The sequence below is a fragment of the Nocardiopsis sp. NPDC006198 genome (assembly GCF_040613895.1).
Lineage (GTDB): Bacteria > Actinomycetota > Actinomycetes > Streptosporangiales > Streptosporangiaceae > Nocardiopsis > Nocardiopsis tropica.
In genome coordinates this window covers 50,494-76,345 of sequence record NZ_JBEXSY010000016.1, presented here as the reverse complement: position 1 = coordinate 76,345, position 25,852 = coordinate 50,494, and the positions used below count along the sequence as shown (strand labels likewise).

The 25,852-nt window shown below is 74.5% G+C and carries 21 protein-coding genes; 6 read left to right on the top strand and 15 right to left on the bottom strand.

What is annotated here, in order from left to right; translation table 11 throughout:
• Positions 1-59: 59 nt before the first annotated feature.
• Entirely contained in the window at positions 60-899 is an 840-nt protein-coding gene (locus ABZ234_RS13760) for a DUF3159 domain-containing protein (RefSeq protein ID WP_352985115.1), read from the bottom strand.
• 332 nt (positions 900-1,231) lie between these two features.
• On the opposite strand from ABZ234_RS13760, the gene ABZ234_RS13755 reads away from it, so the two are divergent.
• Entirely contained in the window at positions 1,232-2,335 is a 1,104-nt protein-coding gene (locus ABZ234_RS13755; RefSeq protein WP_355012233.1) for a serpin family protein, read from the top strand.
• A gap of 144 nt (positions 2,336-2,479) precedes the next feature.
• Here ABZ234_RS13755 and ABZ234_RS13750 read toward each other — a convergent pair whose 3' ends face one another.
• The 5 genes from ABZ234_RS13750 to valS all read right to left on the bottom strand — a co-directional run bounded on the left by ABZ234_RS13750 (position 2,480) and on the right by valS (position 8,608).
• Positions 2,480-3,274 (bottom strand): alpha/beta hydrolase, encoded by a 795-nt coding sequence (locus ABZ234_RS13750; RefSeq protein WP_355012232.1) that lies wholly within the window; start codon positions 3,272-3,274, stop codon positions 2,480-2,482.
• A gap of 403 nt (positions 3,275-3,677) precedes the next feature.
• Positions 3,678-4,418 (bottom strand): PIG-L deacetylase family protein, encoded by a 741-nt coding sequence (locus ABZ234_RS13745; protein WP_355012231.1) that lies wholly within the window; start codon positions 4,416-4,418, stop codon positions 3,678-3,680.
• Between the two features lie 54 nt (positions 4,419-4,472).
• Positions 4,473-5,330 carry a DUF3710 domain-containing protein gene (locus ABZ234_RS13740; protein WP_355012230.1) on the bottom strand — a complete coding sequence of 286 codons (858 nt, stop codon included), beginning with the start codon at positions 5,328-5,330 and terminating at the stop codon, positions 4,473-4,475.
• 57 nt (positions 5,331-5,387) lie between these two features.
• Positions 5,388-5,864: a dUTP diphosphatase gene (gene dut, locus ABZ234_RS13735; protein WP_267949134.1), complete on the bottom strand. Its 477-nt coding sequence runs from the start codon at positions 5,862-5,864 to the stop codon at positions 5,388-5,390.
• 167 nt (positions 5,865-6,031) lie between these two features.
• The gene (gene valS / locus ABZ234_RS13730) at positions 6,032-8,608 is read right to left on the bottom strand and encodes a valine--tRNA ligase (protein WP_344184992.1); all 2,577 of its coding nucleotides are present in this window, start codon (positions 8,606-8,608) and stop codon (positions 6,032-6,034) included.
• Positions 8,609-8,796: 188 nt separating this feature from the next.
• On the opposite strand from valS, the gene ABZ234_RS13725 reads away from it, so the two are divergent.
• Positions 8,797-9,075: a DUF4235 domain-containing protein gene (locus tag ABZ234_RS13725; RefSeq protein ID WP_355012229.1), complete on the top strand. Its 279-nt coding sequence runs from the start codon at positions 8,797-8,799 to the stop codon at positions 9,073-9,075.
• A 234-nt stretch (positions 9,076-9,309) separates the two neighbouring features.
• Here ABZ234_RS13725 and ABZ234_RS13720 read toward each other — a convergent pair whose 3' ends face one another.
• The 3 genes from ABZ234_RS13720 to ABZ234_RS13710 form a co-directional block, all read right to left on the bottom strand.
• On the bottom strand, positions 9,310-9,606 hold the full coding sequence (locus ABZ234_RS13720) for a DUF4193 domain-containing protein (RefSeq protein ID WP_087100666.1): 297 nt from the start codon (positions 9,604-9,606) through the stop codon (positions 9,310-9,312).
• 555 nt (positions 9,607-10,161) lie between these two features.
• Positions 10,162-11,412 carry an ATP-binding protein gene (locus ABZ234_RS13715; protein WP_344184994.1) on the bottom strand — a complete coding sequence of 417 codons (1,251 nt, stop codon included), beginning with the start codon at positions 11,410-11,412 and terminating at the stop codon, positions 10,162-10,164.
• Positions 11,409-12,062 carry a response regulator transcription factor gene (locus tag ABZ234_RS13710; RefSeq protein WP_267949130.1) on the bottom strand — a complete coding sequence of 218 codons (654 nt, stop codon included), beginning with the start codon at positions 12,060-12,062 and terminating at the stop codon, positions 11,409-11,411. The genes ABZ234_RS13715 and ABZ234_RS13710 overlap by 4 nt, the downstream gene beginning before the upstream one ends.
• Positions 12,063-12,749: 687 nt before the next feature.
• Between ABZ234_RS13710 and ABZ234_RS13705 the strand changes: the two genes are divergently transcribed.
• Complete coding sequence (locus ABZ234_RS13705; protein WP_267949129.1) at positions 12,750-12,914, top strand: hypothetical protein; 165 nt, start codon at positions 12,750-12,752, stop codon at positions 12,912-12,914.
• A 75-nt stretch (positions 12,915-12,989) separates the two neighbouring features.
• Here the strand turns inward: ABZ234_RS13705 and ABZ234_RS13700 are convergent, their stop codons facing one another.
• On the bottom strand, positions 12,990-13,802 hold the full coding sequence (locus tag ABZ234_RS13700; protein ID WP_344184995.1) for an inositol monophosphatase family protein: 813 nt from the start codon (positions 13,800-13,802) through the stop codon (positions 12,990-12,992).
• A gap of 585 nt (positions 13,803-14,387) precedes the next feature.
• Between ABZ234_RS13700 and ABZ234_RS13695 the strand changes: the two genes are divergently transcribed.
• Positions 14,388-14,570 carry a DUF397 domain-containing protein gene (locus ABZ234_RS13695; RefSeq protein ID WP_267949127.1) on the top strand — a complete coding sequence of 61 codons (183 nt, stop codon included), beginning with the start codon at positions 14,388-14,390 and terminating at the stop codon, positions 14,568-14,570.
• An 84-nt stretch (positions 14,571-14,654) separates the two neighbouring features.
• On the opposite strand, the gene ABZ234_RS13690 is transcribed toward ABZ234_RS13695, so the two are convergent.
• Positions 14,655-16,691, bottom strand: a complete 2,037-nt coding sequence (locus ABZ234_RS13690; RefSeq protein WP_355012228.1) for a S9 family peptidase — start codon at positions 16,689-16,691, stop codon at positions 14,655-14,657.
• A gap of 339 nt (positions 16,692-17,030) precedes the next feature.
• A complete protein-coding gene (locus tag ABZ234_RS13685) occupies positions 17,031-18,044 on the bottom strand; it encodes a ferrochelatase (protein ID WP_267949125.1) in 1,014 nt (337 codons plus the stop codon).
• A gap of 148 nt (positions 18,045-18,192) precedes the next feature.
• Between ABZ234_RS13685 and ABZ234_RS13680 the strand changes: the two genes are divergently transcribed.
• Positions 18,193-19,491: a D-arabinono-1,4-lactone oxidase gene (locus ABZ234_RS13680; RefSeq protein WP_355012227.1), complete on the top strand. Its 1,299-nt coding sequence runs from the start codon at positions 18,193-18,195 to the stop codon at positions 19,489-19,491.
• Positions 19,492-19,617: 126 nt separating this feature from the next.
• On the opposite strand, the gene ABZ234_RS13675 is transcribed toward ABZ234_RS13680, so the two are convergent.
• Complete coding sequence (locus ABZ234_RS13675) at positions 19,618-20,694, bottom strand: hypothetical protein (RefSeq protein WP_355012226.1); 1,077 nt, start codon at positions 20,692-20,694, stop codon at positions 19,618-19,620.
• Between the two features lie 568 nt (positions 20,695-21,262).
• Between ABZ234_RS13675 and sepH the strand changes: the two genes are divergently transcribed.
• Complete coding sequence (gene sepH, locus ABZ234_RS13670; RefSeq protein ID WP_355012225.1) at positions 21,263-22,834, top strand: septation protein SepH; 1,572 nt, start codon at positions 21,263-21,265, stop codon at positions 22,832-22,834.
• A gap of 142 nt (positions 22,835-22,976) precedes the next feature.
• Here sepH and ABZ234_RS13665 read toward each other — a convergent pair whose 3' ends face one another.
• Both ABZ234_RS13665 and ABZ234_RS13660 read right to left on the bottom strand, forming a co-directional pair.
• On the bottom strand, positions 22,977-24,476 hold the full coding sequence (locus ABZ234_RS13665; protein ID WP_355012224.1) for a PH domain-containing protein: 1,500 nt from the start codon (positions 24,474-24,476) through the stop codon (positions 22,977-22,979).
• A gap of 728 nt (positions 24,477-25,204) precedes the next feature.
• Positions 25,205-25,792, bottom strand: coding sequence for a PH domain-containing protein (locus ABZ234_RS13660; RefSeq protein ID WP_267949120.1), 588 nt, complete (start codon positions 25,790-25,792; stop codon positions 25,205-25,207).
• Positions 25,793-25,852 lie beyond the last annotated feature (60 nt).

Below are 25,852 nucleotides of genomic sequence, written 5' to 3'. Positions count from 1 at the left end.
CACGAGGGCCCGAGCCCGGTACCGGACCGGGCCCGGCCCTCGAGCCGTGTGCGGGTGCGCTAGGCGCGGTCCCCGCGGGCGCCGTCCCCGGCGCCCGCCGCCCCCGTCTCCTCCAGCGGCGTCCGGCCGCGCGCCAGGACCCACACCATGCCCGCGAACGCGGCGACCTGGAGCGGCCAGCCCATGGCGATCTTGGAGAGGCCCAGGAGCCCGAACGTGTCGGCCCAGCCGTTGGTGTCGGCCATCCAGAGCGGATACTGCACGACCACGCGGACCACGCAGGGCAGCACCAGCAGCCAGGTGAGGCGGGAGGCCAGCCGGACCACCGCCGGGTTGGAGCGCCAGGAGGTGAAATCCTCCTTGTGCCCGATGAACGGGCCGATCATCAGCCCGATGGCGGGCCAGCGGACCAGGACCGACAGGCTGAGGACCACCGCGTAGACGGCGTTGTAGATGATCCCGGGCAGGAAGGCGTCCGCGGCGTTGCCGCTGCGCATCGCGAAGACCGCGGCGATGCCGATGCCGAACAGGCTGGTGACCACGTACTGGACCGAGGAGCGCTGCACGAGCCTGACCGCGCCCAGGACCAGCGCCGCGACCACCCCGAGGCCGATCGACAGCCTCAGGTCCGAGGCGATGACGTAGGACAGGGTGAAGGCCAGCGTGGGCATCGCCGCCTCGACCATGCCGCGCTTGCCGCCCAGGGCCTTGGACAGCTGGGAGCGGACGAGCGCCTCGACCGTGTCCTCGGTGACGGCGGGGGCTCCCGCCGGCGCGGGCCCCTCGGCCGCGCCCGGCGCCGAAGCGCCCGCCGGGGCGCCGTCCGGCGCCGCCTTCGCCGTGTCGTCCGCCCCGGCCGCCGGGGCGGCCTCCCCGGCTGCCCTCTGCTGCTCAGTCATCCTGCTCCCGGTCCGGTCGGTCCTCGGTGGCCGTCGCCCCGCCGGGCCTCTCCCGCGCGGGCGCACAGGCCATGATGCCCCACACTATTAGACCCGTCACGGACCGAGGGGGCGCTCACCGTACTCCCTCCCTCCGTCCCGCCCGGCTTTGTCATGCTTGACCCGGTCTTGTCGCGTACGGCTTCTCACCACGGCCCCGTCGCGGACCGGCCCCCGGCGACCGCGGAACGGGGCCCGGCGTTGGGCCGCCGGGAACGCGGGTCCTGGCGGGCGTCGGCGCGACTCCGTACGCTGGCGGCCAGAACAGCCGGAGCGCCTACGCGAGGAGCACCATGCAGCAGAGCACGCCCCCCCGGCCGGACCACCTGGAGTTCGCCGTCGCCCTGGACCGCGCGCTGGTCCGCCCCGGCGCCTCGCACGTATGGTCACCGCACTCGGTGGGGACCGTGCTGGCGCTGCTCGCGAGCGGGGCCGCCGACCGCACCCTGGCAGAGCTGGCGGCCCTCCTCGGCGACGACACCGAGGGCCTGCTGGACGCCCTGGACGCCGCGGTGGCCTCCGGCGACGGGCCGGACCTGGCCGCGCTGAACGGGCTGTACGTGCCCGCCGACCTCCCGGTGCGGGCGGAGTTCGCCGCACGCGTGCGCGCGCGTCCCGGCGCGGAGGTGGAGGGCGCCGACTTCGAGAACGACTCCGAGGGCGTGCGCGCCAGGGTCAACGGCAAGGTGTCCGACGTGACCCGGGGGCTGATCGACGAGCTCCTCCCGGCGGGCAGCATCTCCCCCGACGTCCGCCTGCTGCTGGTCAACGCCCTGTGGGTGAAGGTCGTCTGGTCCGACCCGTTCGAGGCGGGCCTGACCCGGGACCGGCCGTTCCACGCACCGGGCGGGAGGCGGAAGGTCCCCACCATGCACCGGTCGGCGCGACTGCCCCACGCTCGGGCGCAGGGGTGGAGCATGGTCGGCCTGGAGGGCGGCCACGGCCTCACCCTGGACGTGCTGCTCCACGACGGGGACGCCGGGTCCCCTCCCCCGCTGACGGCGTCCGCCCTGTCGGAGCTCTACCGGGTCCGCTCGTCCCAGCAGGTCGACCTCGCCCTGCCCCGGTTCACCGTGGAGACCGACACCTCCCTGTTGGAGCCCCTCGCGTCCGTGGGGGTGCGTCACATGGTCACGGACGAGGCGCGTTTCGACGGGATCAGCGAGGAGCCGCTCCGGGTGGACGAGATCCTCCACCAGTCGGTGCTGAAGGTGGACGAGAAGGGCGCCGAGGGCGCCGCGGCCACCGCCGTGATGATGCTCCGCGCGGCGGCCGCTCCCCTGCGGCCGGTCAGGTTCACCGTCGACCGGCCGTTCGTGTTCGTGCTGCGCCGGGGCGGGTCGATCCTGTTCCTGGGACGGATCGCGGACCCGGTGGACCCGGGTCCCGGCTCCTGAGGTCCGCTCGGCGGACCGGCCCCGGGGAGGACCGCGCCTGCCCTCCCCGGGGCCCGTCGGCGGGACACGGCGTGGAGCACCGGCCCGCGGCGCCCGCCGTGCGGGGGCCGGGCGGGGGCCGGGCAGGGGCCGGGCGGCCCCGTGTCAGGCCTCCGGGGCCGCGTCGGGCGCCAGGAACGCGCCGGTGACCCCGGCCAGCTCCGCGCGTGCCCGCCCGTCCGACAGCGCGGCCTCGCCGTCCCCGTCCTGGGGGCCGTAGGAGCCGAACTGGGCGTGGTTCATCCCCTCCACCGACACCGTTTCCGCGGAACCGGGCAGGTGGCGGACGTTCTCCTCGAACTCCTCCGGGCTCGTGAGGGCGTCCCTTCCGCCCGCGACGGCCAGGACCCTCAGGTCGTCGCGGTCGGCCAGCCCCGCCGACTCGGTGGCGTAGGACGCCCACAGGATCAGCCCCTCCACCCCGGGCGCGGGGTCGCCGCCCGCGTAGGACGCGGCCATCGCCCCGCCCAGGGAGTGGCCGCCCACGTACCAGGTGTCCACGTCCGGGACGGCCGACACCGCGGAGTCGGCCCGGTTCACGTCGAACACGGCCATGTTGAGGCGCATCCGGGGGATGACGACGGTGGCGCCCGTGTCGGCGACCACCGGGGCCCACGAGGCGACGTAGGCCTCCGCCTCGACCCTGGCGCCGGGGTAGAACACGACGCCGGTGCCCGTGCCGTCCCGGGCCGGCGCGACGACCACCGCGTCCCCGGTGTTGCGCACCTGCACGGCGGGGTTCTCGACCGCCTCGGCCAGCGGCACGGGATCGGCCCGGTACGGGGTGAGGGCCCACCCCAGGAAGGCGGCACAGGCGGCCAGGAGCACGACCATGAGCCCCGCGGCCACCCCCCACCGGCGGCGTCGCCGCCGACGCCCGCCCCGTGCGTCCTCGGTCATGTCCGGTCCCTCGTTTCCGTCCGGCGCCCGGGAGGCCGGGCGGTGCGTGTCCGGCGGACACGCTCAACCCTTTCTACCGGTGGCTTCCGCCGCGCCGCGGGCGGGGCCGGTTCGGGGAGCGCCGTGTCGGCCCCGGTCGGGCGCCCGGGGCGCGTCCGCGTACCGGGACCGGCCGCAGGGGCGCGGACGGCGCGGCGCGGGGGCCGCGGCCCCGGCCGACGGTGCAGCGGGCCGACGCGAGGCGTCCGGCGGGTGCGGGGGCGGGGGCGGGGCGGCGTGGGCGGTGCGGGGCGTCGGGGCCTTCCGGTCCGGTGGCGGACGCCGCCGTCCGCACCGGTACCGGAGGCCCTCTTCGCTTGCGTCAGGCCGGGGTGGGTGTCACCGGCCTCCGCGGTCGGTACGCCTAGACCTCGAACACCTCGAAGGCCGTGGCCAGCGGCACCCCCGCCCACGCCCCGGCCCGGGCGGCGGCCTCGGGCAGGAACGACCTCTGGTCGAACCCGTCGAGGGCGGCCAGGTAGACGGCGTGCGCGTCCAGGGAAGCCACCCCGGCGGTCAGGTCGGCCTCGCTCAGCTCCACGTAGTGCGCGGCCCGCGGCGACGCGCCGAAGGCCACGAAGCGCACACCCGACCAGGGGGTGAGACCCTCCTGCGCCAGGTCGGGGAACACCCACCGGTTGGCGGCGTCGCGGACCGCGTCCAGCAGGGCCGGGCCGAGGACCCGGTGGTCGGCGTGGTTGAAGCCCCCGCCTCCCGCGAACTGCTCGCGGAAGTTGATGGAGACGACCGCCTCCGGACGGTGGCGCCGGATCGCCGCCGCGAGGGCCCGCCTCAGGGGCAGCCCGTACTCCAGGGTGCCGTCGGGGAAGTCCAGGAACTCGACCGTGGCGGCCCCCACCGCGGCGGCGGAGGCGCGCTGCTCCGCCATGCGCACCGGCGCGCACTCCTCGGGGGCGAGGCCGTCGATGCCCGCCTCGCCCTTGGTCACCAGGAGCTCCACGACGTCCTTGCCCTGGCCGGTCCAGCGGGCGAGCGCGGACGAACTGCCGAACTCCAGGTCGTCGGGGTGGGCGACCACCGCGAGGACCCGGTCCCAGTCCTCGGGGAGCGGCCGGGGAGCGCTCTTCTCCGTCGTCTCTGTCATGGGGCACAGACTACGGAAGGGCGGCGCCCCCGGCACCTCTCCACGTGGCCGGGCTCAGGAGTCGCCGGAACCGCTCGGGGCGCCGCCGGACGCGGCGGGCCCGGAACCGTTCGGCGCGGCGCCGTTGGGCGAGCGCCCGGCGTTGCCGTGCTGGGCGGTCTGCTGGGCGGCGCGCGTCTTGGCCGCCTGCGCCATCTGCTCCTGGATCTGCTTGGGCACGGTGATCTGGAGCAGCTCGTTCGGCGGCACCGGCTGGTCGCCGCGCACCACGACGATGCCCGCGAAGAGCTGTTCGATCTCCGCCATCACCTCGGGCTTGGAGGCCCCCTCGCCGCGGATCACGCCGCGCAGCACCCAGCGCGGGCCGTCCACGCCGATGAAGCGCACGCGCTGGGCGAGCTGCTTGCCGTCCTCGGTCGTGCGTCCCTTGACGGGGACGAGCGCCTTGAGCTCGGGGCCGAAGGTGCCCTCGTGGTCCTCGACCTTCCCGCCTTGCTTGACGACCTGCTCGCGCAGCTCCTCGCGCATCTCGTCCCACAGCCCGGAGGACTTGGGGGCGGCGAAGGGCTGCACCTGGAGCGCGCTCTTGCCGCGTACCAGGGTCACCCCGATGATCTTCTGCTTGCCCGCGCTGTCCTGGGCGACGTTCACCTGGATCTCGGTGCCCTGCTCCATCGGCAGCCGGATGCTGCCCAGGTCCATGCGTCCGGCCTCGGGCGCGTCCTCGGTGGAGTCCCACGGACCGGTGGTGCGGTAGCGGTCCGCGTCCTTGACGGGCTGGCCCCGGGACGCCTCAGGCTCGACCTCGTTGCCGAAGGAGACGTCGCCGGCGGCCCCGCCCGTGGTGGGGCCGGCCTCCGATCCCGTTCTGCCGGTCTCATTGTCCCGCTTCTTGCGGCGGCGTCCAAACACGCCTTCACCTCTCCGATTCCGTTGGTCCCGGGATCGCACCGGGGTTGGTGGGAGCCGTCACCGCTGCGCGGCGTGGCCCCCCGTCGAACCGAAACCGCCCGTCCCCCGGTCCGACTCCGGAAGGGAGTCGGCCTCGACGAACACCGCGTGCTCCACCCGCTGGACGACCAGCTGCGCGATCCGGTCGCCCCGGGTCAGCTTCACGGGGGTCTCCCTGTCCGTGTTGAGCAGGATCACCTTGATCTCACCGCGGTATCCGGCGTCGATGGTGCCCGGCGCGTTGACCATGGTGACGCCGCTGCGCGCAGCGAGACCGGAGCGCGGGTGCACGAAGGCCGCGTACCCGTCCGGGAGGGCGATCGCCAGGCCGGTGGGAACGGTCGCGCGTTCGCCGGGGGCGAGGACGAGGTCGACCGCGGTGTGCAGGTCGGCCCCTCCGTCGCCGGGATGCGCGTACGCGGGCAGGGGGAGGCCGGGGTCCAGGCGGTGGACCGTGATCGGGATCCGGCCGCCTTCCGGGGCTGTGGTACTCACATCGGTCGAGCCTATCGCCCTCCGGGCTCTGCCCCGGTGTCCGGCGCCGCCGGTTCGCGCCGGGGATCCGGGCGCGACGGCGGGGCGGGACCGGATCCCCGGTCCCGCCCCGTGCGCCCTGGCGGCTGTGCTCCCGGCCGCCGGGAACGCTCCCCGCGGCCGCGGTCCTACTCCCCGGCGGCCTCGGGGAGCGTCACCTCGACGGTGAGGTCGGTGTCGTCGGTGTCCTGGAAGTCGATCCCGGCCGCGCGGCCCGCGGCGGCGATGTCACCGGTGGCCGCGCGAGCGGCCCCGACCCGCTTGCCGGAGACCCGCACGTGCTCGACCTCGGCGCGCATCGACAGCTTGGCCTCGGACTTGGCCTTGCGGATGGCGCGCAGGACCTCGGCCGTGGCGGCGAGGACCACCGGGTCGCCGTCGGCGGCCGCGGCGCGGTAGGAGGCGGCGTCCGGCCACGTCTGGGAGTGCACCGATCCCTCCTGCCACCAGCTCCAGACCTCTTCGGCGACGAAGGGGACGAAGGGCGCGAACAGCTTGTGCAGGGCGCCCAGCGCGACGAGGAGCGCGGCGCGCGCGGAGGCCCCCTCGGCGGACGAGGTGTCGTAGGCGCGGGTCTTGACGAGCTCCAGGTAGTCGTCGCAGAAGTCCCAGAAGAAGCGCTCGGTGCGCTCCAGGGCCCGTGTGTGGTCGTAGGCGGCGAACGCGGCGGTGGCGTCCTCCACGACGTCGGCGAGCGCGGCCAGCATCGCGCGGTCCAGCGGCTCGGTGACCTGGTCGGGGTCGGCCGTGGCGCCCTCGCCCGCGACGGACATGACGAACTTGCTGGCGTTGAGGATCTTGATGGACAGCCGTCGGCCGACCTTCATCTGGCCCTCGTCCATGGCGGTGTCGGTGCCCAGGCGGCCGCTCGCCGCCCAGTACCGGACCGCGTCGGAGCTGTACTTCTCCAGCAGCGCCAGCGGGGTGACGACGTTGCCCTTGGACTTGGACATCTTCTTGCGGTCCGGGTCCAGGATCCAGCCGGAGATGCCGGCGGTGCTCCAGGGCAGGGTGCCGTTCTCGAAGTTGGCGCGGACCACCGTGGCGAACAGCCAGGTGCGGATGATGTCCTGGCCCTGCGGGCGGTAGTCCATCGGGAAGACGCGCTCGAACAGGTCCTGGTCGCGTTCCCACCCGGAGGCGATCTGGGGGGACAGCGAGGAGGTGGCCCAGGTGTCCATGACGTCGGGGTCGCCCATGAAGCCGCCGGGAAGGCCGCGCCGGTCCTCGGTGTAGCCCGCGGGGACCTCGGAGCTGGGGTCGACCGGGAGCTGGTCCTCCGAGGGGAGGATCGGCTCGTCGTAGCGCGGGTTGCCGTCGGCGTCCAGCGGATACCAGACGGGGAAGGGGACGCCGAAGAAGCGCTGGCGGCTGACCAGCCAGTCGCCGTTGAGGCCGCCGACCCAGTTCTCGTAGCGGGCGCGCATGTGCTCGGGGTGCCAGGTGAGTTCGCGCCCGCGCGCGATCAGCTGCTCGCGCAGGTCCTCGTCCCGGCCGCCGTTGCGGATGTACCACTGGCGGGTGGTGACGATCTCGAGGGGCTTGTCGCCCTTCTCGTAGAACTTCACCGGGTGGGTGATGGGCTTGGGCTCGCCGATCAGGTCGCCGCTCGCGCGGAGCATCTCGACGGTGCGCTCGCGGGCCGTGTGGACGGTGGCGCCGACGAGCGCGTCGTAGGCCTCGCGGGCGGCGCCGGACTCCAGTCCCCGGGGCGGGTCGGCGATGAAGCGGCCGTCCCAGCCGATGACGGGGCGGGTCTCCAGCTGGAGCTCGCGCCACCAGGTGACGTCGGTGGTGTCGCCGAAGGTGCAGATCATCGCGATGCCGGACCCCTTCTCGGGGTCGGCGAGGCGGTGCGCCCGGACCGGGACCTCCACGCCGAAGACCGGCGTGCGCACGGTGGTGCCGAACAGGTCCTGGTAGCGCTCGTCGTCGGGGTGGGCGACCAGGGCGACGCAGGCGGCCAGGAGCTCGGGGCGGGTGGTCTCGATGTGGACCGCTGTGCCGTCGGGCCTGTGGAAGGCGACCTCGTGGTAGGCGCTGGGGCGCTCGCGGTCCTCCAGCTCGGCCTGGGCGACGGCGGTCCGGAAGGTGACGTCCCACAGGGTGGGCGCCTCGGACATGTAGGCCTCGCCCCGGGCCAGGTTGCGCAGGAAGGCGCGCTGGGCGGCGGCGCGCGAGTTGTCGTCGATGGTGGCGTAGGTGTGGCGCCAGTCGACGCTCAGCCCGAGCCGGCGCCAGATGGACTCGAAGACCTTCTCGTCCTCGGCGGTGAGCGTGTCGCACAGCTCGATGAAGTTGCGCCGGGAGACGGGGATCTGCCGCTTGGGGTCGGGCTTGGCCGGCGGCTCGAACTCCGGGTCGTAGGGGACCGACGGGTCGCAGCGGACTCCGTAGTAGTTCTGGACGCGGCGCTCGGTGGGCAGGCCGTTGTCGTCCCAGCCCATCGGGTAGAAGACGGCCTTGCCGTTCATCCGCTGGAAGCGCGCGACGGTGTCGGTGTGCGTGTAAGAGAACACGTGGCCGATGTGCAGCGACCCCGAGACCGTGGGCGGCGGGGTGTCGATGGAGTAGACGTCCTCGCGGCTGCGGGTGCGGTCGAAGTGGTAGACGCCGGACTCATCCCATACGTCGACCCACTTCGCCTCGATACCGTCCAGCGAAGGCTTGTCGGGCATGCGGAAGGAATGAGAGCGGTTGGTCATGGGGCAATGGTAGTGCTCCGCCGACCGTGATCGCTCCGGGTTTCCGGGCGTCACAGAGGGGCAAAAACACCCCCCCGGGGTATCCTGTCCGCAGGAGGTCGGCATGAAAGGATCTCCCCGTACGCACAGGAGGGCGGTGCGCCCGTCGCACCCCCTCGTACACCCAACGGAAACGGTGGACGATTCACATGGCTAAGAAGGACGGCGGTGACGTCGGTCCCGCTCTCGCCGGGTTCGCGGCCGGGATCGCGGCGGAGTTCGTGATGCGCAAGGCCCTGAACTTCGCCTGGACCCGCGTGACCGGCGAGGAACCGCCCACGGACCTGGAGTCCCCCGACGTCAGCCTCGGCCGTGCCCTCAGCTGGGCCGTGATGGCCGGCGTGGGCGTGGAGGTGGCCCGGGTGCTGGCCGTACGGGCCGCCAGGGCGAAGCTGGTCGGCGCCGGCCCCAAGGAGCTGGAGCCCTGAGGCCCGGGCGCCCGGCGCCCCGTGACGGCGGCGGGCGGCCGACCGCACCACCCAGGTGTGTGGTCGGCCGTCCGCCGTCGTCCCCCCGGCCCCTCGCGTCCGGACGGGCGGGGAACGTCCGGGCGGTACGCGCGACGCGCCCCCGGTCAGGGACGCGTCGAGTCGCGGCGGGGTCCGCTCCCGACGGACCGGAGGTCGCACGGAGCGGGGCGGTTCAGCGTCCGTCCCGTCCGCTCAGGTGCACTCCTTGCAGACCAGCTGACCGGCGCGCTGTTCGGCGAGCTGGCTGCGGTGGTGCACAAGGAAGCAGCGCGAGCAGGTGAACTCGTCGGCCTGGCGCGGGAGCACGCGCACCGCGAGTTCCTCGCCCGACAGGTCGGCACCGGGCAGTTCCATGCCCTCCGCGACCTCGTCGGGGTCGACGTCGATCGTGCCGGTGCCCTTGTCCACGCGCCGCGCCTGCAGCTCCTGGAGGCTGTCCTCGTTGATGTCCTCGTCAGTCTTGCGCGGGCTGTCGTAGTCGGTGGCCATCTCTGCTAACTCCATCCCCCTCGTTCAGTGCCTCGTCGCGCGGGTGTAACGCTTGAGAGACCTTCGTTGTGCCCGGATCTGCCGATGAGTTTTCCCGATGTCGGTGAACCGTGTCCCCTCCCGGGCCACTGTCCACAGGTGAGCAGTAATTTCACGGGATCGTGACCGATGGCGGCCATGTGTGGCGGCTGCGCCAAGGATCGGCTCCCTGTGTACTACCCAACGTCGAGCGCCTCGTAGACCAGGAAAATCCGCTTCCGCCCATTCCGGACAAAGCGCAAAACACTCCCCCAGGGGCGGGCGAAAGCCAAGACATGCCCACGTCAGGAGGGATTCCCTCCGTGTCCACGCCCGGGGAAGCATACCCACCCGAGCGCGACGCTCGTGACACGGGTGGGCGTGTCTTCGGACACGTATAGATACCACGAAGTCCGGCCGAACGCAGCTCGGTCCCGGCCCCCGGCCCCGCCGGGGACCTCTCCGCGCCGGCGCACGGCGTCCGTGGCGGGCCCGGAGGAGCCGGGCCACGGGGGTTCGGCCGACCGCGGGCCCGGGTCAGCGCCGGTCGCCCGGGTCCCCGGAGGACACGGGGAGGCACACGGTGACGACCAGGCCGCCGCCCGCCCGGGGCCAGGCGGTCACCACCCCCTCGTGGGCGCGCACCACGGAGCGGACGATGGACAGGCCCAGCCCGGCGCTGCGGCTGGAGCCGACCCGGTCGCCGGAGCCCCGGCGGAACGGCTCGAACAGCCCCTCGATCTCGTAGGCGGGGATCACCTTGCCGGAGTTCTCCACCTGGACGGCGGGCATCCCCTCGTACATGCCGCTGCGGACGGTGATCTCGCCCTCGGGGACGTTGTACTTGAGGGCGTTCTCCACCAGGTTGCCGACGAGCCGCTCCAGCAGGACGGGGTCGCCCACCACCGGGGCGGGACGCAGGTCCTGGCGCAGTGACAGGCCGGAACCGGACAGGTCGCCGTCGAGCTGGCTCAGCACCGTCCCGGCGACCTCTCCGAGGTCGACCCTGGCCCGGACCTCCAGCTCCCTGTCGCTCTTGGCGAGGAAGAGCAGGCCGTCGATGAGCCGTTCGTGGCGGGCGTTGGTCTCCAGGAGGGTCTGCCCCACGCTCTTCAGGTCGGACGAGACGTCCGGCGCGCTGAGCGCCACCTCCAGGAGGGTGCGGTTGATCGCCAGGGGCGTGCGCAGCTCGTGGGAGGCGTTGGCGACGAAGCGCCGCTGCCCGTCGAAGGCCCGGTCCAGGCGCTCCAGCATCCCGTCGAAGGTGTCCGCCAGCTCGCGGATCTCGTCGTCGGGGCCGGACAGGGCGATCCGCTCGTGCAGGGACCGCTCCGACAGCCGGCGCGCGATGCGGGTGATCTTCTGCAGCGGCGACAGGGCCCGCCCCGCCACCGCGTACCCCAGGGCCACCGCGAGGAGCCCCACCAGGAACAGCGCCAGCAGTGAGAACCGCGTGACGTGGGTGAGGACCTCCTCGATGAGGTAGCTGTGGGCGAGCAGCTCCGAGGCGGACTCCTCCGCCAGGAGCGCGTTGAGCAGGACCGCCACGACCAGGTAGTTGACCAGGACGAGCACGGAGCCCGCGGCGAAGAACAGCATCCCGTAGATGAGGGTGAGCCGCGCGCGCAGGCTGATGTTGTCGGTGAAGTGGTGGACCCGCTCGGAGGCCGTGGAGCGCTCAGCGGCCCCGCCCCGGGGAGAGGTGGAGTGCAGTCGGCGCCACGTCCCGGTGTCGCCGGGGCCGGTGGGTTCCACCTGCCCGGGCTCGGGACGCTCCCCCGGTCTCACAACCGGTACCCCGCACCGGGCACTGTCTGGATGACGGGCGGGTCGCCGAGCTTCTTGCGCAGCGTCATGACGGTGACGCGGACGACGTTCGTGAAGGGGTCGGCGTTCTCGTCCCAGGCCTTCTCCAGCAGCCCCTCGGCGCTGACCACGGTCCCCTGGGCGCGCATGAGCACCTGGAGGACGGCGAACTCCTTGGGCGTGAGGGGGATCTCCCGGTCGTCGCGGTACACGCGGTGGTTGGCCGGGTCGAGGGTGATGCCGTGGCGCTCCAGGACCGGCGGGAGCGGCGGCGCGGAGCGGCGGCTGAGCGCGCGCACGCGGGCGATGAGCTCCGCGAAGGCGAAGGGCTTGGCCAGGTAGTCGTCGGCCCCGATGGTGAGGCCCTCGACCTTGTCCTGGACGCCGCCGGAGGCGGTGAGCATCAGGATGCGGCCGTTGTAGCTCTCGTTGACCAGGGTGCGGGCGACGTCGTCCCCGTGGGTGCCCGGGAGGTCCCGGTCCAGGACGACCACGTCGTAGTCGTTGACGGCCGTGTGCTCCAGGGCGGTGTCGCCGTCGTAGACCACGTCGACGGCCATGGCCTCGCGGCGCAGCCCGACCGCGACGGCGTCGGCCAGGACTCGTTCGTCTTCGACCACGAGTACGCGCACGTTGTTCCTCTGAAGCGTTGGTACCTGGAAGAAAAGGGGCCGCTGCCGGCGCATCCCCCAACACACCGGCAGCGGCGTTCTTGGTCCCGGCCGCGTCATCCGTTCTTTCACAGCCGGGGTAAGGAGACGGTAAACCCGTCGCGGCGGTTTCGCGAACCGGCCGCCCACCTCACCCCCGTGTGACCACGGGCGCTGGGCCGGGAGCTTCACAACTCCCCTTGGCGCACGGGGAGCCGCCGCCGACGAATCCCCCAACCGTCGGCAGCGACCCAACCCCGCACATCTCGAATGTGTCAGATGAAGAATAAGGAACGAGTAAGCACAAGACCCCGGAGGGAAATGTGTCGTGGGACACCCTTGATCCGGACTTGACCGGGGGCCGGGCGGACGCGGGGCAGTGCCGGCTCCGCGTCCCCCTCGGCCGGGCCCCCACCCGTCCCGGCAGCACGCCCCCGCCCGGGGACGGGTCACGGAAGGATCACGTGCGGGGGGCGGGGGTTTGACCTGGATCGCAGTGCGGTACACGTAAGGGATGCGCGCGGACACCGGCCCGAGGGCCGGACCGCGACGCGTACGCGTGTCACAGGGTCGTGACCACTTCGATCGTGCGGACGCCCCCCGGCGTGCGCGAACGGATCCGCACCGGCGCACCAGCGTGCCCCGGTGCCTACCCCTGGAAGAGGTGCAATGGGCGAGTTCCTCGCGGAGATCACGGTTCGCATCAACGAGACCAACAGTTCCTTCAAGGCCGCGCAGGCCGCCGGAGACGACTTCCTCGCCGACACGCATGCGTCGGAACTGGAGGACCTGCACCGCATCGCGGCCCGCAACGGCCTCGACACCCGCGCCTAGGACGCCCGGGGCGGATGACGGCGTCGCGGCGCGGTGGGACGAGGAGCTCCCACCGCGCCCTTCGCGTGCCCGGGGTCAGCCGTCGGTGTCGGCGCCCAGCGGCGCCAGGAGCGCGTCGAGGGCGTCGTAGAGCTCCGGGCGCCCGGCGATGACGAGGTCGTTGCCGGGCGGCCCGCCCCCCGGGCCGCCCACGCGGATCCCCGCCTCGCTGGCCACCAGGCCCGGCGCGGACCAGTCCCAGGCGTGGAGCCCTCGCTCGTAGTAGGCGTTGCAGCGACCGGTGGCGAGGCCGGTCAGGTCCACAGCGGCCGAGCCTCCGCGCCGGATGTCGCGGATGTGCGGGACGACCTCCAGGAGGACCTTTGCCTGCTGGATACGCCGCTCGGCGAAGTAGCCGAAACCGGTGGCGACCAGCGCGAGCTCCAGGGGGACCGCGGGCGGGGCCTGGAGGGGCTCGCCGTTGCGGCGGGAGCCGCCGCCCAGGACCGCCTCGAACATCTCCCCCCGCGCGGGCACGTTGACCGCGGAGGCGACCACCACGCCGTCGACCTCGGCGGCCACGGCCACGCCCCAGTCGGGGCTTCCGTACAGGTAGTTGACGGTGCCGTCGATGGGGTCGACGATCCAGCGCACCCCGCTGGTGCCCTCCTCGCCGCCGCCCTCCTCCCCCAGGACGGCGTCGTCCGGGCGGGCGGCGAGCAGGCGCGCCCGGATGAGGTCCTCGGTGGCGCGGTCCATCCTGGTGACGACGTCGGTGGGGCTGGACTTGGTGTCGAGCACGGTGATGCCCGCCTGGCCCCCGGCGGCGAGGTCGCCCGCCTCCGCCGCCACTCTCACGGCGAGGTCGCGCAGGCTCTCGCGGTCGGGTGCGGCGTGGGTGGTACTCACTGGTGGTTCTCCCCGTCGTGGCATGGCCCCGTGCCGGCCCCGCCCGGACGCGGGGCCGCCGGGTGCCCGGTACGCATGCTGGTGCGCGGGGCCGGGAGCGCTACCGACGCCCCTGAAGGCCCCGCAACCGCACCCTATGCCCGTCGGCCGGGGCGGCGGCTCGGATCGGCGGGACCGCTGCGGCGGGGCCCCGGGGGGACGGCCCTTCCCCGGGGCCGGCGGCCGGCGCGGAGCGCCCGGTACCGCGTACCGTGCGGCGCGCCCGGCCGCGTTCCGTCCTCGGAGCGCATCACCCCGCCCGGATCGGGCACTGTCCGTTCCGGGGAGGCGTGAGAGCGAACGCGGGAGGAACCCACCCGGTGCCCGGCCCCGGCACCGCCCTCCCGGGCGCACCGCGAGCGGGCCGTGAACGGTCACGGACGCACGGCGACGAAGCCGGCGCGGGCCCGGTCCGCGCCCCCTCGCCGCACGGCGGGCGTCCGGAACCGCTCCGGACCCGTCCGGCGGCGTGGACCGACCCTCCGGAAGTCCGCGGGCGCCCTTCCTCCGGACCTCTGGACACTCCGAGGAGAAAGAGGCAGCCTCATGCATCACCAGCAGCAGACCCCGCGGACATGGCACAAGGCCGGTCACAGCCAGGGCGCCACGAACTGCGTCGAGGTGTCCGAGGGCGCGACCGCGGCCGTACGCGACACACGGAACCGGGACAGGGGGTACCTGGAGTTCCCCAACCGCGAGTGGGCCGCGCTCCTCGCGACGGTCGTCTGACGGCCTCCCGCTCCGCCCCCGGAGGGTTCCCGGGGGCGGAGCGGTGCGGTGGGAGGAGGACCGGCAGGGGCGGGGAGGACCCGCCTACAGCAGGTCGGGCCTGGCCCACTCCTTGCCGTGGACGTGGTGGTCGAGGAAGGCGAAGACGGTCTTGTACCAGATCTGGGCGTTCCCCGGCGTGAGGATCCAGTGGTTCTCGTCCGGGAAGTACAGGAACTTGGCGTCCACCTCGTGCAGCAGCAGGTCGCGCCACAGGCGCAGCCCCTCGGAGATGGGCACCCGGTAGTCCTTGTCGCCGTGGATGACGAGCATCGGCGTGCGGATGTCCGCCGCGTGCAGGTGCGGCGAGTTCAGGGTGTAGCGCTCCGGCCGCGCCAGCGGGGTGCCGAACTCCCGCTCCCACACCGGCGGGTAGTCGGTGGTGCCGTTGAAGCCGTCCAGGCCCCAGAGGGAGGCGTGCGAGACGATCGCCTTGAACCTGTCGGTGTGCCCGGCGATCCAGTTGGCCATGTAGCCGCCGAAGGAGCCGCCCATCATGGCGGTGCGCTCGGCGTCGATGTCGTCGCGGGCCACCGCGGCGTCCGTGGCGGACATGACGTCGGCGTACGTGCGCGGTCCCCACTTGCCCCAGGCCCGGCGGAGCATGTGCTGCCCGTAGCCGGTGGACAGCGCCGGGTCGGGCAGCAGGACCGCGTAGCCGCGGGCGGCGAACAGCCACGGGTTCCAGCGCCAGGACCAGCCGTTGAAGCTCATGTACGGGCCGCCGTGCACCCACAGCATGAGCGGTGCGGGCGACTCCGCGGACGCCTCCTCCGGCAGGACGAGCCAGGACCGGATCCGGGTGCCGTCGTCCGCCGTGGCCTCGACCTCGGTCAGGGTGCCGGGCATCGTCAGCGCGGAGCCGGGCGTGCGCAGGTACGCGGGCTCCCCGTCCCCGGTGTCCGAGGACAGGCGCACGGGGGCCGGCGGGGCGTCCCAGGCGTCGCGCAGCGCGTACACGTACCGGCCGTCGGGGGAGGGGTTGAGGCCGCTGTAGGCGCCGTGGTCGCCGGTGATCCGGGTGAGCGCGCCGGTGGCCGTGTCGACGCGGAAGACCGGGCGGCGGCCGTTCTCGTCGGCGACGACGAACACGGCGCCGGAGTCGGCGGACCAGGCGAGCTCGCGCGGCCACATCTCGTGTCCGGGGAGCAGGTCGCGGCCCTCGCCGGTCGCCAGGTCGACCAGCCACGCGGTCTCGTCGCGCGGCTCGCCGTCGTACTCGCCCTCGTGGCTGCGGACGAGGAGGACGCTGCGCCCGTCCGGGGAGACCTGCGGGCGGCCGAAGTCGAACTCGGGGTCGGTGGCGATCGTGCGCCGCTCGCCGGTGGCGGTGTCGACGGCGACGACCTCGGTGCGGTGGGCGCCCCCGGCGGCGGGGACCCGCCACTCGGTGACGAGGACCGCGCCGTCGGGCGTGAGGGAGCCGCCCGCGCCCAGGAGCGCCATACCCGCGTCCGGGGTGAGGTCGCGGGGCTCGCCGAGCCGGGCGTCGTCGTCGGCCGGCGGCTCGGCGACGAAGTAGCGGGGGTGGTCGGGGCCGACGTCGCTGTCCCAGTGGCGGACGGGGAGCGCCTCGTGCAGGATGGCGCTGACGCCGGCCTCCTCGCGGGCCTTGCGGGCCTCCCTGTCCCCCTCCTCGTCCTCGCTGCGCGGGAGGACGTCGGAGGTGAAGGCGACCAGGCCGGAGTCGCGGGCGACGGTGAAGGAGCCGACGCCGCCGGGCCGGGAGGCGACCTGGCGGGCCTCGCCGCCCCCGGCGGGCAGGAGCCACAGGGCGGAGGCCGCCTTGTCCCCGGGCCCGGCCTCGGGGTCGGGTCTGCCGGTGGTGAAGAGCACCGAGCCGTCGGGCAGGAAGCCGACGCCGCTCTCGCCCTCGGCGGAGCGGGTGAGGCGTCGGGGAGCGCTCCCGCCCTCGGCCTCGGGGTTGACGTCGATCTCCCACAGGGCGCTGCGGAAGGACTTGGCGTCGGGGGCGATGCCGCTGACGGGTGCGACCAGACGGGTTCCGTCCGGCGAGAGGCGCAGGCCGTTGACGCGGCGAAGTCGGACGTACTCCGGCAGCTCATACCAGGAACGAACCAAGACACATACTCCTGAACGTCGACTCGTGATCCGGTGAGACCCTATCGGGCGGGTCCTGGGCGGCCACTGGCGCCGTCGACTCGGGAGAGGGGCGGTGTCAGCAGCGTTTACCCAACCTACCGGCGCGCCCCCGGCCGCGCTCCCCCGTCCGGCGCGACCGCGCGGCGGACCCCGCTCCGGACCGCGTCGGGGGCGGGTCCGCGAGGGGACCGCCCGGCCGCGTCCGGGACCCGCGGCCGACGCCCGGGAGGTCCGTCGCGGGGCGGGCCGGGGCCCCGGCCCCGCGGGCCGTCCGGGGGCGGAGGCCCGGCGCTCCGCCCCGTCCCGGCGCGGAGCGGTTCAGCAGTCGCAGCCGGCGCAGCGCGGGAGGGCGCCCAGCTTCCGGGGTTCCTTCCCGCCGGTGTACTCGCGGACCAGGTCGGTCACCATGGAGACGAACGCGGGGTGCGTGCCCGGGCTGAGCGCGCGCTCGTAGCCGATGCCCAGCTTCTGCGCGGTCTCGCGCGCCTCGACGTCGAGGTCGAACTTGACCTCCATGTGGTCGGAGACGAACCCGTGCGGGACGACGACCACGGCGGGCACGCCCTCGGCGGCGAGCTCCTCCATGCGGTCGTTGACGTCCGGCTCCAGCCAGGGCTGGCTCGGAGGGCCGCTGCGGCTCTGGTAGACGACCTCGAACGGGTACTCGCGGTCGAGGCGGTCCACCACCAGGCGGGCCACCTCGGCGAGCTGCGCCCCGTAGGCGCCCGCGGGGCCGAACCCCTGCCCCGGACCTCCGCTCTCCTGCGCCATCGCCATGGGGATGGAGTGCGCGGAGAAGAGCAGGCGGGCGCCCCGGCGCTGGTCCTCGGGGAGGGCGTCCAGGGACGCGAGGGTGTGCTCCACCAGCGGCTCGACGAACCCGGGGTGGTCGTAGAAGGGACGGATCAGGTCGACCTCGGGGGCGTCCTCCCCCAGTGCGGCGCGGGCGCGGGCGATGTCCTCCTCGTAGGCCGTGCGGCTCGACCAGTTGCAGTACGCGGAGGTGGGCAGGGCCAGCACCCGGCGCACGCCGTCGTCGCGCATCGCGGCGAGGGTGTCGGTGAGCATCGGCGCCCAGAACCGGTTGCCCCAGTAGACGGGCAGGTCGATCCCGTTGGCGGAGAAGTCGTCGGTGATCGCGGCGATCAGGTCCCGGCACTGCTGGTTGATCGGGCTCACGCCCCCGAACAGGAAGTAGTGCTCTCCGACCTCGGCCAGCCGCTCGCGGGGGATGTTGCGTCCGCGGGTGACGTTCTCCAGGAAGGGGATGACCTCGTCCTCGCCCTCCGGGCCACCGAAGGAGATCAGCAGAAACGCGTCGTAAGGCCTCATGGACCTTATGAAACCAGCTCTCCGGGACCTCCTCGCGCGACCCCCCGGATCAGCGCCCTGTGGTCTTGGCCTCCCCTCCCCCGGCGGGTGGAGCACCCGGCGGAGGACCCCCCTGGCGGCAGACGTGACCGGTGGGTAATGTCGCCGCATGACAGATGTGTCGTGGCACACATGGGCGGACACCTACCAGGCGCGCCCGAGGCGCACGGCGGCTCCCGGGGATACCGCGGCGGTGGCCGCCGCGGTCCTCTCGGCCGCCGACGAGGGCCTGAGGGTCCGCATGGTCGGTTCGGGCCACTCCTTCACCGACGTGGCGGTCACCGACGGCCTCCTCCTCTCCCCCACCTCGTTGGCCGCGGTGCGCTCGGTCGACCCGGAGGCGGGCACCGCCACGGTCGAGGCGGGCCTTCCCCTGTGCGACTTCAACGACGTGCTGGCCGAGCACGGCGTCGCCCTGGCCAACATGGGCGACATCGCCGTGCAGACCATGGCCGGAGCGGTGCAGACCGGCACCCACGGGACCGGCCGGGACTCGGGCGGCCTGGCCTCCCAGGTGGTCGGGCTGGAGATGGTGCTCGCCGACGGCTCCGTGGTCGAGTGCTCCCCGGACCGCGACCCCGGGCTGTTCCACTCCGCCCGGGTGGGGCTGGGCGCGTTCGGCGTGGTCACCGCGCTGACGATGGCGGTGCGCCCGGCCTTCCTGCTGTACGCGAGGGAGGAGCCGATGCCGTTGGACGAGGTGCTGGAGAGGCTTCCCGAGCTGCGTGCGGGCAACGAGCACTTCGAGTTCTTCTGGTTCCCGCACACCGGCAACACCAACACCAAGCGCAACAACACCGCGGCCGGGCCGACCCGGCCGCTGTCCGGCTTCCGGACGTGGCTGGACGACGACTTCCTGTCCAACACGGTCTTCGAGAGGGTCAACCGCGTGTGCCGGCGCCACCCCCGGCTCGTGCCCGCCGTGAACCGGATCAGCTCGCGGGCGCTGTCGGCCCGCAGGTACACCGACACGTCGCACAAGGTGTTCGCGTCCGTGCGCGACGTGCGGTTCGTCGAGATGGAGTACGCGATCCCCGCCGAGCACCTGGTGGACGTGCTGCGCGAGGCCCGCAGGATCGTGGACCGGGGCGACCACCGGGTGAGCTTCCCGGTGGAGGTGCGGTTCGCGCCGGCCGACGACGTGTGGCTGTCGACCGCCTACGGGCGCGACACGGCGTACGTCGCGGTGCACGTGTACAAGGGCACCCCCCACGAGGCGTACTTCGCCGACATGGAGGCCGTGTTCACGTCGGTGGGCGGGCGCCCGCACTGGGGCAAGATGCACACGCGCGACCGGTCCTACCTGGAGAAGGTCTACCCGCGCCTGGGCGAGGCCCTGGCGGTGCGCGACCGCGTGGACCCGGGGCGCCGGTTCGGCAACGACTACCTGGAGCGGGTCCTCGGCTGAGGCGCCGGGGACGCGGTGCGGGCCCGGGGGCCCGGCCCCCTCCCGCCCGGGGCACGCGTCGCCGCACACGGGCGGCGGGGCCCCGTGCGGGGTCCCGCCGCCGCCGTCGTCCTGTGCCGGGGCCCGTCAGCCCGCGGGGGGCGCGGGGGCGGGCGCCGGGGCGGGGGCCCCGCCCCCCTGTCCCCCGCCGTCGCCGGTCCCGGGGCCGGGCTGCTGCGTACCCGGGTCCTGGGGTTCCTGCTCCTCGACAGGCGGGTCCGTGGGCTCGATGGTCCCACCGGTGCCGCCGTCGCCGCCCGTCCCGCCGCCACCGGTGCCGTCCTCGGGCTCCTCGGTCGCGGGGGCGTCCGGCTCGGGCGTCGTCCCGGTCGTCCCCGTCCCCGGCTCCCGGTCGGTGGTCCAGGGCTCGTCCTCGGTGGTCTCCCCGGTCGCGGGGTCGTCCTCCTGCGCCGGGGCGCCCGAGCTGGAACCGCCGAACAGGGTGGGCGAGGTGGGCTCCTCGCCGCCTTGCGTCCAGGCGGTCAGCGACCGTCCCGTGAACAGCTCGAACAGCAGGATCACGAGCATCACCAGGGCGAACACCGCGGCGGCCGGGACCACCACGGAGCGCCAGCCGCGCCGCGGGCGGAGGCCGCCCCCCTCCCGCTCCCCGGAACCGCCGCGGCCCCGGCCCCCGGTGTCCGCCGCGGGCAGCAGGGCGGTCCCGTCCGGGACGCCGGCCCGGTTCGCGGGGTCCCCGGGGCCGCCGAAGGCGGCGGTCCCGTCGTCGGTCGCCCCCAGTGCGGGCATGGCCATCGTGCGGGTGGCGTCGAAGTCGCGGGGCGCTCCGTCGGGAGGGCCCGCCTCGGAGACCTCCCTGAGCAGGCCCGACTCGGAGATCTCCTCCGGGAAGGGGGCCACGGGCGCCCCGGGCGCCACGGGTCCGGCCTCGGTGTGGCCGACCGCCTTCCCCGCCAGCTGCCTGGCCTGTTCGCCGCTGCGGGAGAACCAGTGCTGGAGGAGGGGGCTGACCAGGGTGCTGAGCGTGGCCATGACGGCGGCGCCGACGACCGTGCCGTACACGTTGAGGTACGAGGCCGCGGTCGCGGCGGCGAGCGTGGCGGCGCCGGCGCCCGCGACCTGGGAGACGCTCAGTTCGATCCGCTTCTTCTTCCCGGTGCCCTCCTCCGCCTCGTTGTCGTCGTCGTGTCCGGTCCGACCCATCCGGTCGCCCCTCCTTCGTCGGCCGCGCGGGGCGCGACGGGAACTCGTACTGGCGGGATGCGCGTGTGGTGGGGCATACAGCCCCACAGTCACCAAACATCACATTTCGCTCATAGATGGATAACTCACCCTAAGGGGCCCCGGGTTCCGATAACGCCAAGACATAAGAAGCATCACTCTCCGGCATAGGTCGGCGTGTCGGTTTGCCCAAGAGGGGCGCCGTCCGATCGGACCCCGGGCCGAGATCGGAGTTTTTCCCATACCTGGGGTGATTCAGGGGCCCCGGGATACCATCACCGCGGAGCCTTCGCACGGGATCGGCGACATTCCCCCCGATCGCTCCCGGTCGCCGAAGGCTCAGCGTGCCAAGATTGGCAGCGGAAGCGACCGTGAGTGCCCCGGCACCCGGGGCGGCTCCCACCGTGGTCAGTGCCACGGAACGGGAGGCGGGCACAGTTCGGACATGCCGGGCGCGGTACTGGCCGAACCGCTGTCGGCCGACCAGACTTGGAGAACGCGGGGACCGGGTCGCGGGACCTACCCTCGACGGGACGCGAAAGGGAGGGCGATGCACGAGCTTCGCCTCGTGGCCGTGAGCGAGGACGGCACCTACCTGGTGCTCGCCAGCGCCGGCCGTGGAACCCGTTTCACGCTGCCCGTCGACGACCGTCTCCGCGCCGCAGTCCGCGGCCAGTTCTCCCGGCTCGGCCAGTACGAGATCGAAGTGGAGAATCCGTTGCGCCCCAAGGAAATCCAGGCCCGCATCCGGTCCGGCGAGACCGCGGAGGCCATCTCCGAGATCTCCGGCATACCGATCGAACGGGTCCGCTGGTTCGAGGGCCCCGTCCTCCAGGAACGCGAGTACATCGCCCAGCAGGCCCAGCGCGCGACCGTGCGGGCGCACGGCGACGCCGGACCGGGCCCCTCCCTGGGCGACCTGGTCGCCAAGCGGATCGGCGCGCACCAGCTGGAGACCGGCGACGCCGTGTGGGACTCGTGGAAGCGCGAGGACCGCTCGTGGCAGCTCAAGCTCGTCTTCCTGCACGGCAGCGAGGAGCGCGTCGCCCACTGGCTGTACGAGCCCAGACACAACAGCGTGGTGCCCGCGGACGAGGAGGCCGCGCGGTTCTCCTCCCCGGAGCCGGACGCGCCGTCCGCACCCGGCGCGAACGTGACGCCCTTCGCACCGCGCCGGAGCGAGGCCCCCGCGCACATGCCCCGGATGGACGCGCAGTCGGCGGCGGAGCGGCGCCCCGACCACGCCCCGGCCCGCCGGGCGCCCCGGGAGGAACCCCTCGACGACCCGCTGCCCCCCGTCCGGGCGGCCCGGCCCGAGACCGACCGGTTCGGCGACCCCGTCCGCGACGAGCGCCGGCGCCGGTTCGAGGTGCCCGGCTCGGAGCAGGCCGGTCACCGCCGTCCCGGTCAGCGTGCGGACGGCCGCGACGGGGACGCCGACCCGGACCGCGACCCCCGCCGCGAGCCGCGGTACAGGTCGGAGGAGCCCCGCCCCGCCGAGTTCCGCCCGTCCGACGCACACCCCGCCGACAGGCTCCGCGAGGAGGAGCGCCGCCCCTCGGAGTACCGCGCCCCCGGCGAGCGCCGGGGCGAGCGCCGCCCCACGGGCCGCCTGCCCACCGAACGCGTCCGCGAGTGGGACGACCGGGCGGAACGCCCGGGCGGGACGCGCCCCGAGCACCCCTTCGGGGGGCCGCGCGCCGAACCCGGGCCCCGTGCCCCCGAGCCCGACCGGCGCCCCGCGCCCGAGCCGTCGGCGCCCGCGGCGTACGCGGACCACGGCGCGGAGGAGCGGCCCCCGCGCCCCGAGCGCCGCACGGCCCCCGAGTGGCCGCCGGAGGGCCGTCCGGCACACGCCGCCGAACCCGACACCGCACCGCCGGCGGCCGATCCCCCGGCCCAGCCGCGGCCCGCCGCGCGGCGCCGCCGGGCCACCATGGACCTCAACGACACCGGGACCCCCCGCCGCGCCGCCGACCAGGCGCCCGCGAGCCCCGCGGCCGTGCCGGCGGTCGCCAACGGGAGCAACGACCGCGCCGCGGCCAAGCGCAAGGGCCGCGGCCGACGCGCATCGGTCCCCTCGTGGGACGAGATCATGTTCGGGTCCAAGAAGGACGAGTAGGCGCGTTGGCGGCGCCGGGGGCGGCCTCGCCCCCCGGCCCGCCTCGGCGGAGGGCGACCGGAGCCGCACGGCACGGTCGCCCTCCGGCGTTCCCGGCCGCCCCGGCGCGGGGGACCGGGCCGCCCGCCGGCGCGGGGCGGGTTCAGCCCTTGTGCCCCGGCGCGCCGGGATCCTCCAGGAACGGTCGCACCATCTCCGGGGTGACCTGCGCCGCGAAGGCCACCGACTCACCGATCGAGGCGTCCTGGACGGTGTAGCCCCCCGCGCCCGCCCCCACGGTGACCTGGAGGTCGGCCAGGGAGGGTCCCCGCTGGAAGAGGGTCTGCCTCCAGGTCCAGCCGATCACCGCCGAGCGCTCCACCGTCGCCTGGCTCCGGCTCAGCGAACCGGAGCGGACGCTCACCCGCTCGCCGTCGTACCCGTGGCCGAGGGCCCGGTAGCGGTCCACGCCCAGGGGGATCCCCAGCACGGCGAGCACGGCGCCCGCCACCGCGAGCCACTCCGCCCCCAGGGCCGCGGCGACCACCGCCACCAGGGCGAACGGTCCGACGGCCCGCGTGAGCCGCCGGAACAGGGCAGCACGCGGATGGCGCTTCAGGGTGCCCCCGAAGAGGGCCAGCGCCCGGCCGACCACGTCCTCGACCACGGGGCGGGGCCCGGTCGGGAGCAGCACGGCGCGGTTGGCGGCGTCGCCCAGGCCGGTGACGATGGCGCGCAGGCGCACGGCGCCGCGCGTGCGTTCGAGGGGGGTGTCCAGGAGCTCGTGGCCGCGGATGCGGCGCCTCTCCAGCGTGACGCTGCGCCGGGTGAACAGCCCGCGCTCGGCGACCAGGGAGCCGTCGCGCCCGCGGAGCGAGAAACCCCAGTGCGTGAGGGCGTAGGAGACCACGGCGAACACCGGCATCAGCAGCACCAGCACACCCGCGAAGACCAGGGCCGCCACCAGGAGGAAGCCCCGGTCCGACGAGGTGACCCAGTCCACGACGAAGTCGTTGGCCAGCTCTCCCGCCGTCTGCTGGACCGTGCCGAAGAGGGTGGCCAGGACCGCGAACGGGGTGAGCAGGTACCCCAGGCTGAGCGCCCCGTACAGGTACCAGGAGCGCGGCATGGCGAAGTACGTGACGGTGTCGTCCTCCGGGACCGGCGGAGCCTGCGCCTCCCCCCGCGCCGCCTCCCCCGCCTCCGGGGCCCCGCCGCCCGGGGCCGCCCGGGGCCCGGCCTCCTGCCCGGTGAGGACGGCCTTGCGGTGCAGCAGGACGCGGCGCAGGCGCTCGGCCTCGTCCGCCGCCACCGCGTCCAGCTTGCCGTCCTCGGTCGCGGCGGCCGATCCGGCCGCGGCCTCGATGCGCACCACGGCGACACCGAGGAGACGGTGCAGCAGCGTGCTGGTGACGTCGACGCCGCGGACGCGTTCGAGGGGGATCGTGCGCCGGGAGCGCCTGATCAGCCCCTTGCGGATCTCCAGCCGGTCCTCGCCGACCTCGTAGCGGGTGGTCCTCCAGGTGACGAACCCGCCGACGAGCAGCGCCACGACGGTGGCGCCCGTGGCGCCCAGCACCCAGGCGTTGAACCCGCCCAGCACCAGTCCCGCGGCGATCGGCACCAGGAGGCCCTTGAGCTGGTTGATGGGGCCCACGACCATGCTCCGGGGGCTGATCCGGCGCGCCCGCTCCGGCGCGAGGAAGGGCGCCGCGTCCCGGGCCCGTCCGCCGGGCGCGTCCCCGGCCTCCGGCCCCTCCGCCGGCGCGGGCCCCCACCAGGCGCGCGGAGCCGCCCCGTGCGGGGGCCCGGAGTGCGGCGGGGCACCGTGCGGGGGCACGTCGCCGGGCGCGCCCGGGTGGGGCGCGGGGCCGTGCCACGGGACGCCTCCGGGAGGAGCGCCGTACGGCGGAGGGCCCTGGGGCGGGGCTCCGTACGGAGTGGCCGTGCGGGGAGGCTCCGGAGCGGGAGCCGGCCGCCCGTGCCCCGGCACGGCGCCGGGGCCGGTCCGGGACCGGTCGCCCCACCCCTGCGGTGGGCTCCCCGCGTCCTGGGCCGATGTGCCGTACACCGCCGGCGGGCCGGCCGGAACCGCGCTCCCCGCCGCGCGCCCCGGGTCCCGGGGCGCGGGCGTGCTCCCCGGGGCGACCCAGCCCCCGGTCGGGGCCGACCCCTCGGGCGGGGGTGCCGGGTTCGGCTCCGTCCCTGGACCGCCGTGCGCGGGTGCGCCCTCCCCGGGTCGAACGCGTGCCGCGCCGTCCCCTTCCGCGGGCCGCGCGCCGTGGCCCCCCTGCGGGCCGCGGCCGGTCCCGTCCGGGACGCCGAGCGCCCCGGACCCGTACCGTTCCCCGTGCTGTTCGGCGCGACCGCCGTCCTCCTGCTCCGTGCCCATCAGGTCGCGTCGTCCCTCAGCGCTCCGGCGCGCACCGCGAGGTCCTCGCTCAGGCGGCGCGCCTGCCCGGCGTCCAGCCCCTCGATCGTGGACGAACCCGCGTAGGAGGCGGTCTGCACCTCCAGCGTGGCCACGTCGAACACGCGCTCCAGCCACCCCTGCGTGTGGTCGACGGTCTGCAGCCTGTTGACGGGCACCAGCTGCCAGGTGCGGCTGATCCAGCCCACCCGCGTGTAGATGATGTCCCCGGCCACCTCCCAGCGGTGCACCCTGTACCGCCAGGACGGCACGATCGCCACCTTGAGCAGCGCGTACACCCCGTAGGCGAGCGGGAGCAGCCACGCGTTGTCCTGCACGCTGAACGGGATCCAGGCCCAGCCGAGCGATGAGGCGCCCCAGGCGACCGCGCTGAGCAGGACGAGGGTGAACACCGACCCGAACAGGATCCTCAGGGTCCACACCCCGATCGCCCTGCTGCTCACGCGGCTCTGCGGGGGCCGCAGCCGCGCGGCCTCCCCGTCCCCTGGTTCGGGGCCGCCCCGGGGCCGGTCCGGGTCGGGAATGGCGTCGTACGGCGGGGTGTTCATCACCTGCACGAGTTTAGGCCCTCCGTGTCCGAAGGCCCCTCCCCGCGGGCCTCCGCGCAC

What these genes read in the sequence shown, in the direction of transcription:
- ABZ234_RS13705 (WP_267949129.1), top strand. Translation starts at nt 12,750, where the DNA reads ATGGGCGAGTTCCTCGCGGAGATCACGGTTCGCATCAACGAGACCAAC.
- ABZ234_RS13760 (WP_352985115.1), bottom strand. Translation starts at nt 899, where the DNA reads ATGACTGAGCAGCAGAGGGCAGCCGGGGAGGCCGCCCCGGCGGCCGGG.
- ABZ234_RS13695 (WP_267949127.1), top strand. Translation starts at nt 14,388, where the DNA reads ATGCATCACCAGCAGCAGACCCCGCGGACATGGCACAAGGCCGGTCAC.
- ABZ234_RS13745 (WP_355012231.1), bottom strand. Translation starts at nt 4,418, where the DNA reads ATGACAGAGACGACGGAGAAGAGCGCTCCCCGGCCGCTCCCCGAGGAC.
- valS (WP_344184992.1), bottom strand. Translation starts at nt 8,608, where the DNA reads ATGACCAACCGCTCTCATTCCTTCCGCATGCCCGACAAGCCTTCGCTG.
- ABZ234_RS13725 (WP_355012229.1), top strand. Translation starts at nt 8,797, where the DNA reads ATGGCTAAGAAGGACGGCGGTGACGTCGGTCCCGCTCTCGCCGGGTTC.
- sepH (WP_355012225.1), top strand. Translation starts at nt 21,263, where the DNA reads ATGCACGAGCTTCGCCTCGTGGCCGTGAGCGAGGACGGCACCTACCTG.
- ABZ234_RS13750 (WP_355012232.1), bottom strand. Translation starts at nt 3,274, where the DNA reads ATGACCGAGGACGCACGGGGCGGGCGTCGGCGGCGACGCCGCCGGTGG.
- ABZ234_RS13675 (WP_355012226.1), bottom strand. Translation starts at nt 20,694, where the DNA reads ATGGGTCGGACCGGACACGACGACGACAACGAGGCGGAGGAGGGCACC.
- ABZ234_RS13755 (WP_355012233.1), top strand. Translation starts at nt 1,232, where the DNA reads ATGCAGCAGAGCACGCCCCCCCGGCCGGACCACCTGGAGTTCGCCGTC.
- ABZ234_RS13660 (WP_267949120.1), bottom strand. Translation starts at nt 25,792, where the DNA reads ATGAACACCCCGCCGTACGACGCCATTCCCGACCCGGACCGGCCCCGG.
- ABZ234_RS13665 (WP_355012224.1), bottom strand. Translation starts at nt 24,476, where the DNA reads ATGGTCGTGGGCCCCATCAACCAGCTCAAGGGCCTCCTGGTGCCGATC.
- ABZ234_RS13685 (WP_267949125.1), bottom strand. Translation starts at nt 18,044, where the DNA reads ATGAGGCCTTACGACGCGTTTCTGCTGATCTCCTTCGGTGGCCCGGAG.
- ABZ234_RS13720 (WP_087100666.1), bottom strand. Translation starts at nt 9,606, where the DNA reads ATGGCCACCGACTACGACAGCCCGCGCAAGACTGACGAGGACATCAAC.
- ABZ234_RS13680 (WP_355012227.1), top strand. Translation starts at nt 18,193, where the DNA reads ATGACAGATGTGTCGTGGCACACATGGGCGGACACCTACCAGGCGCGC.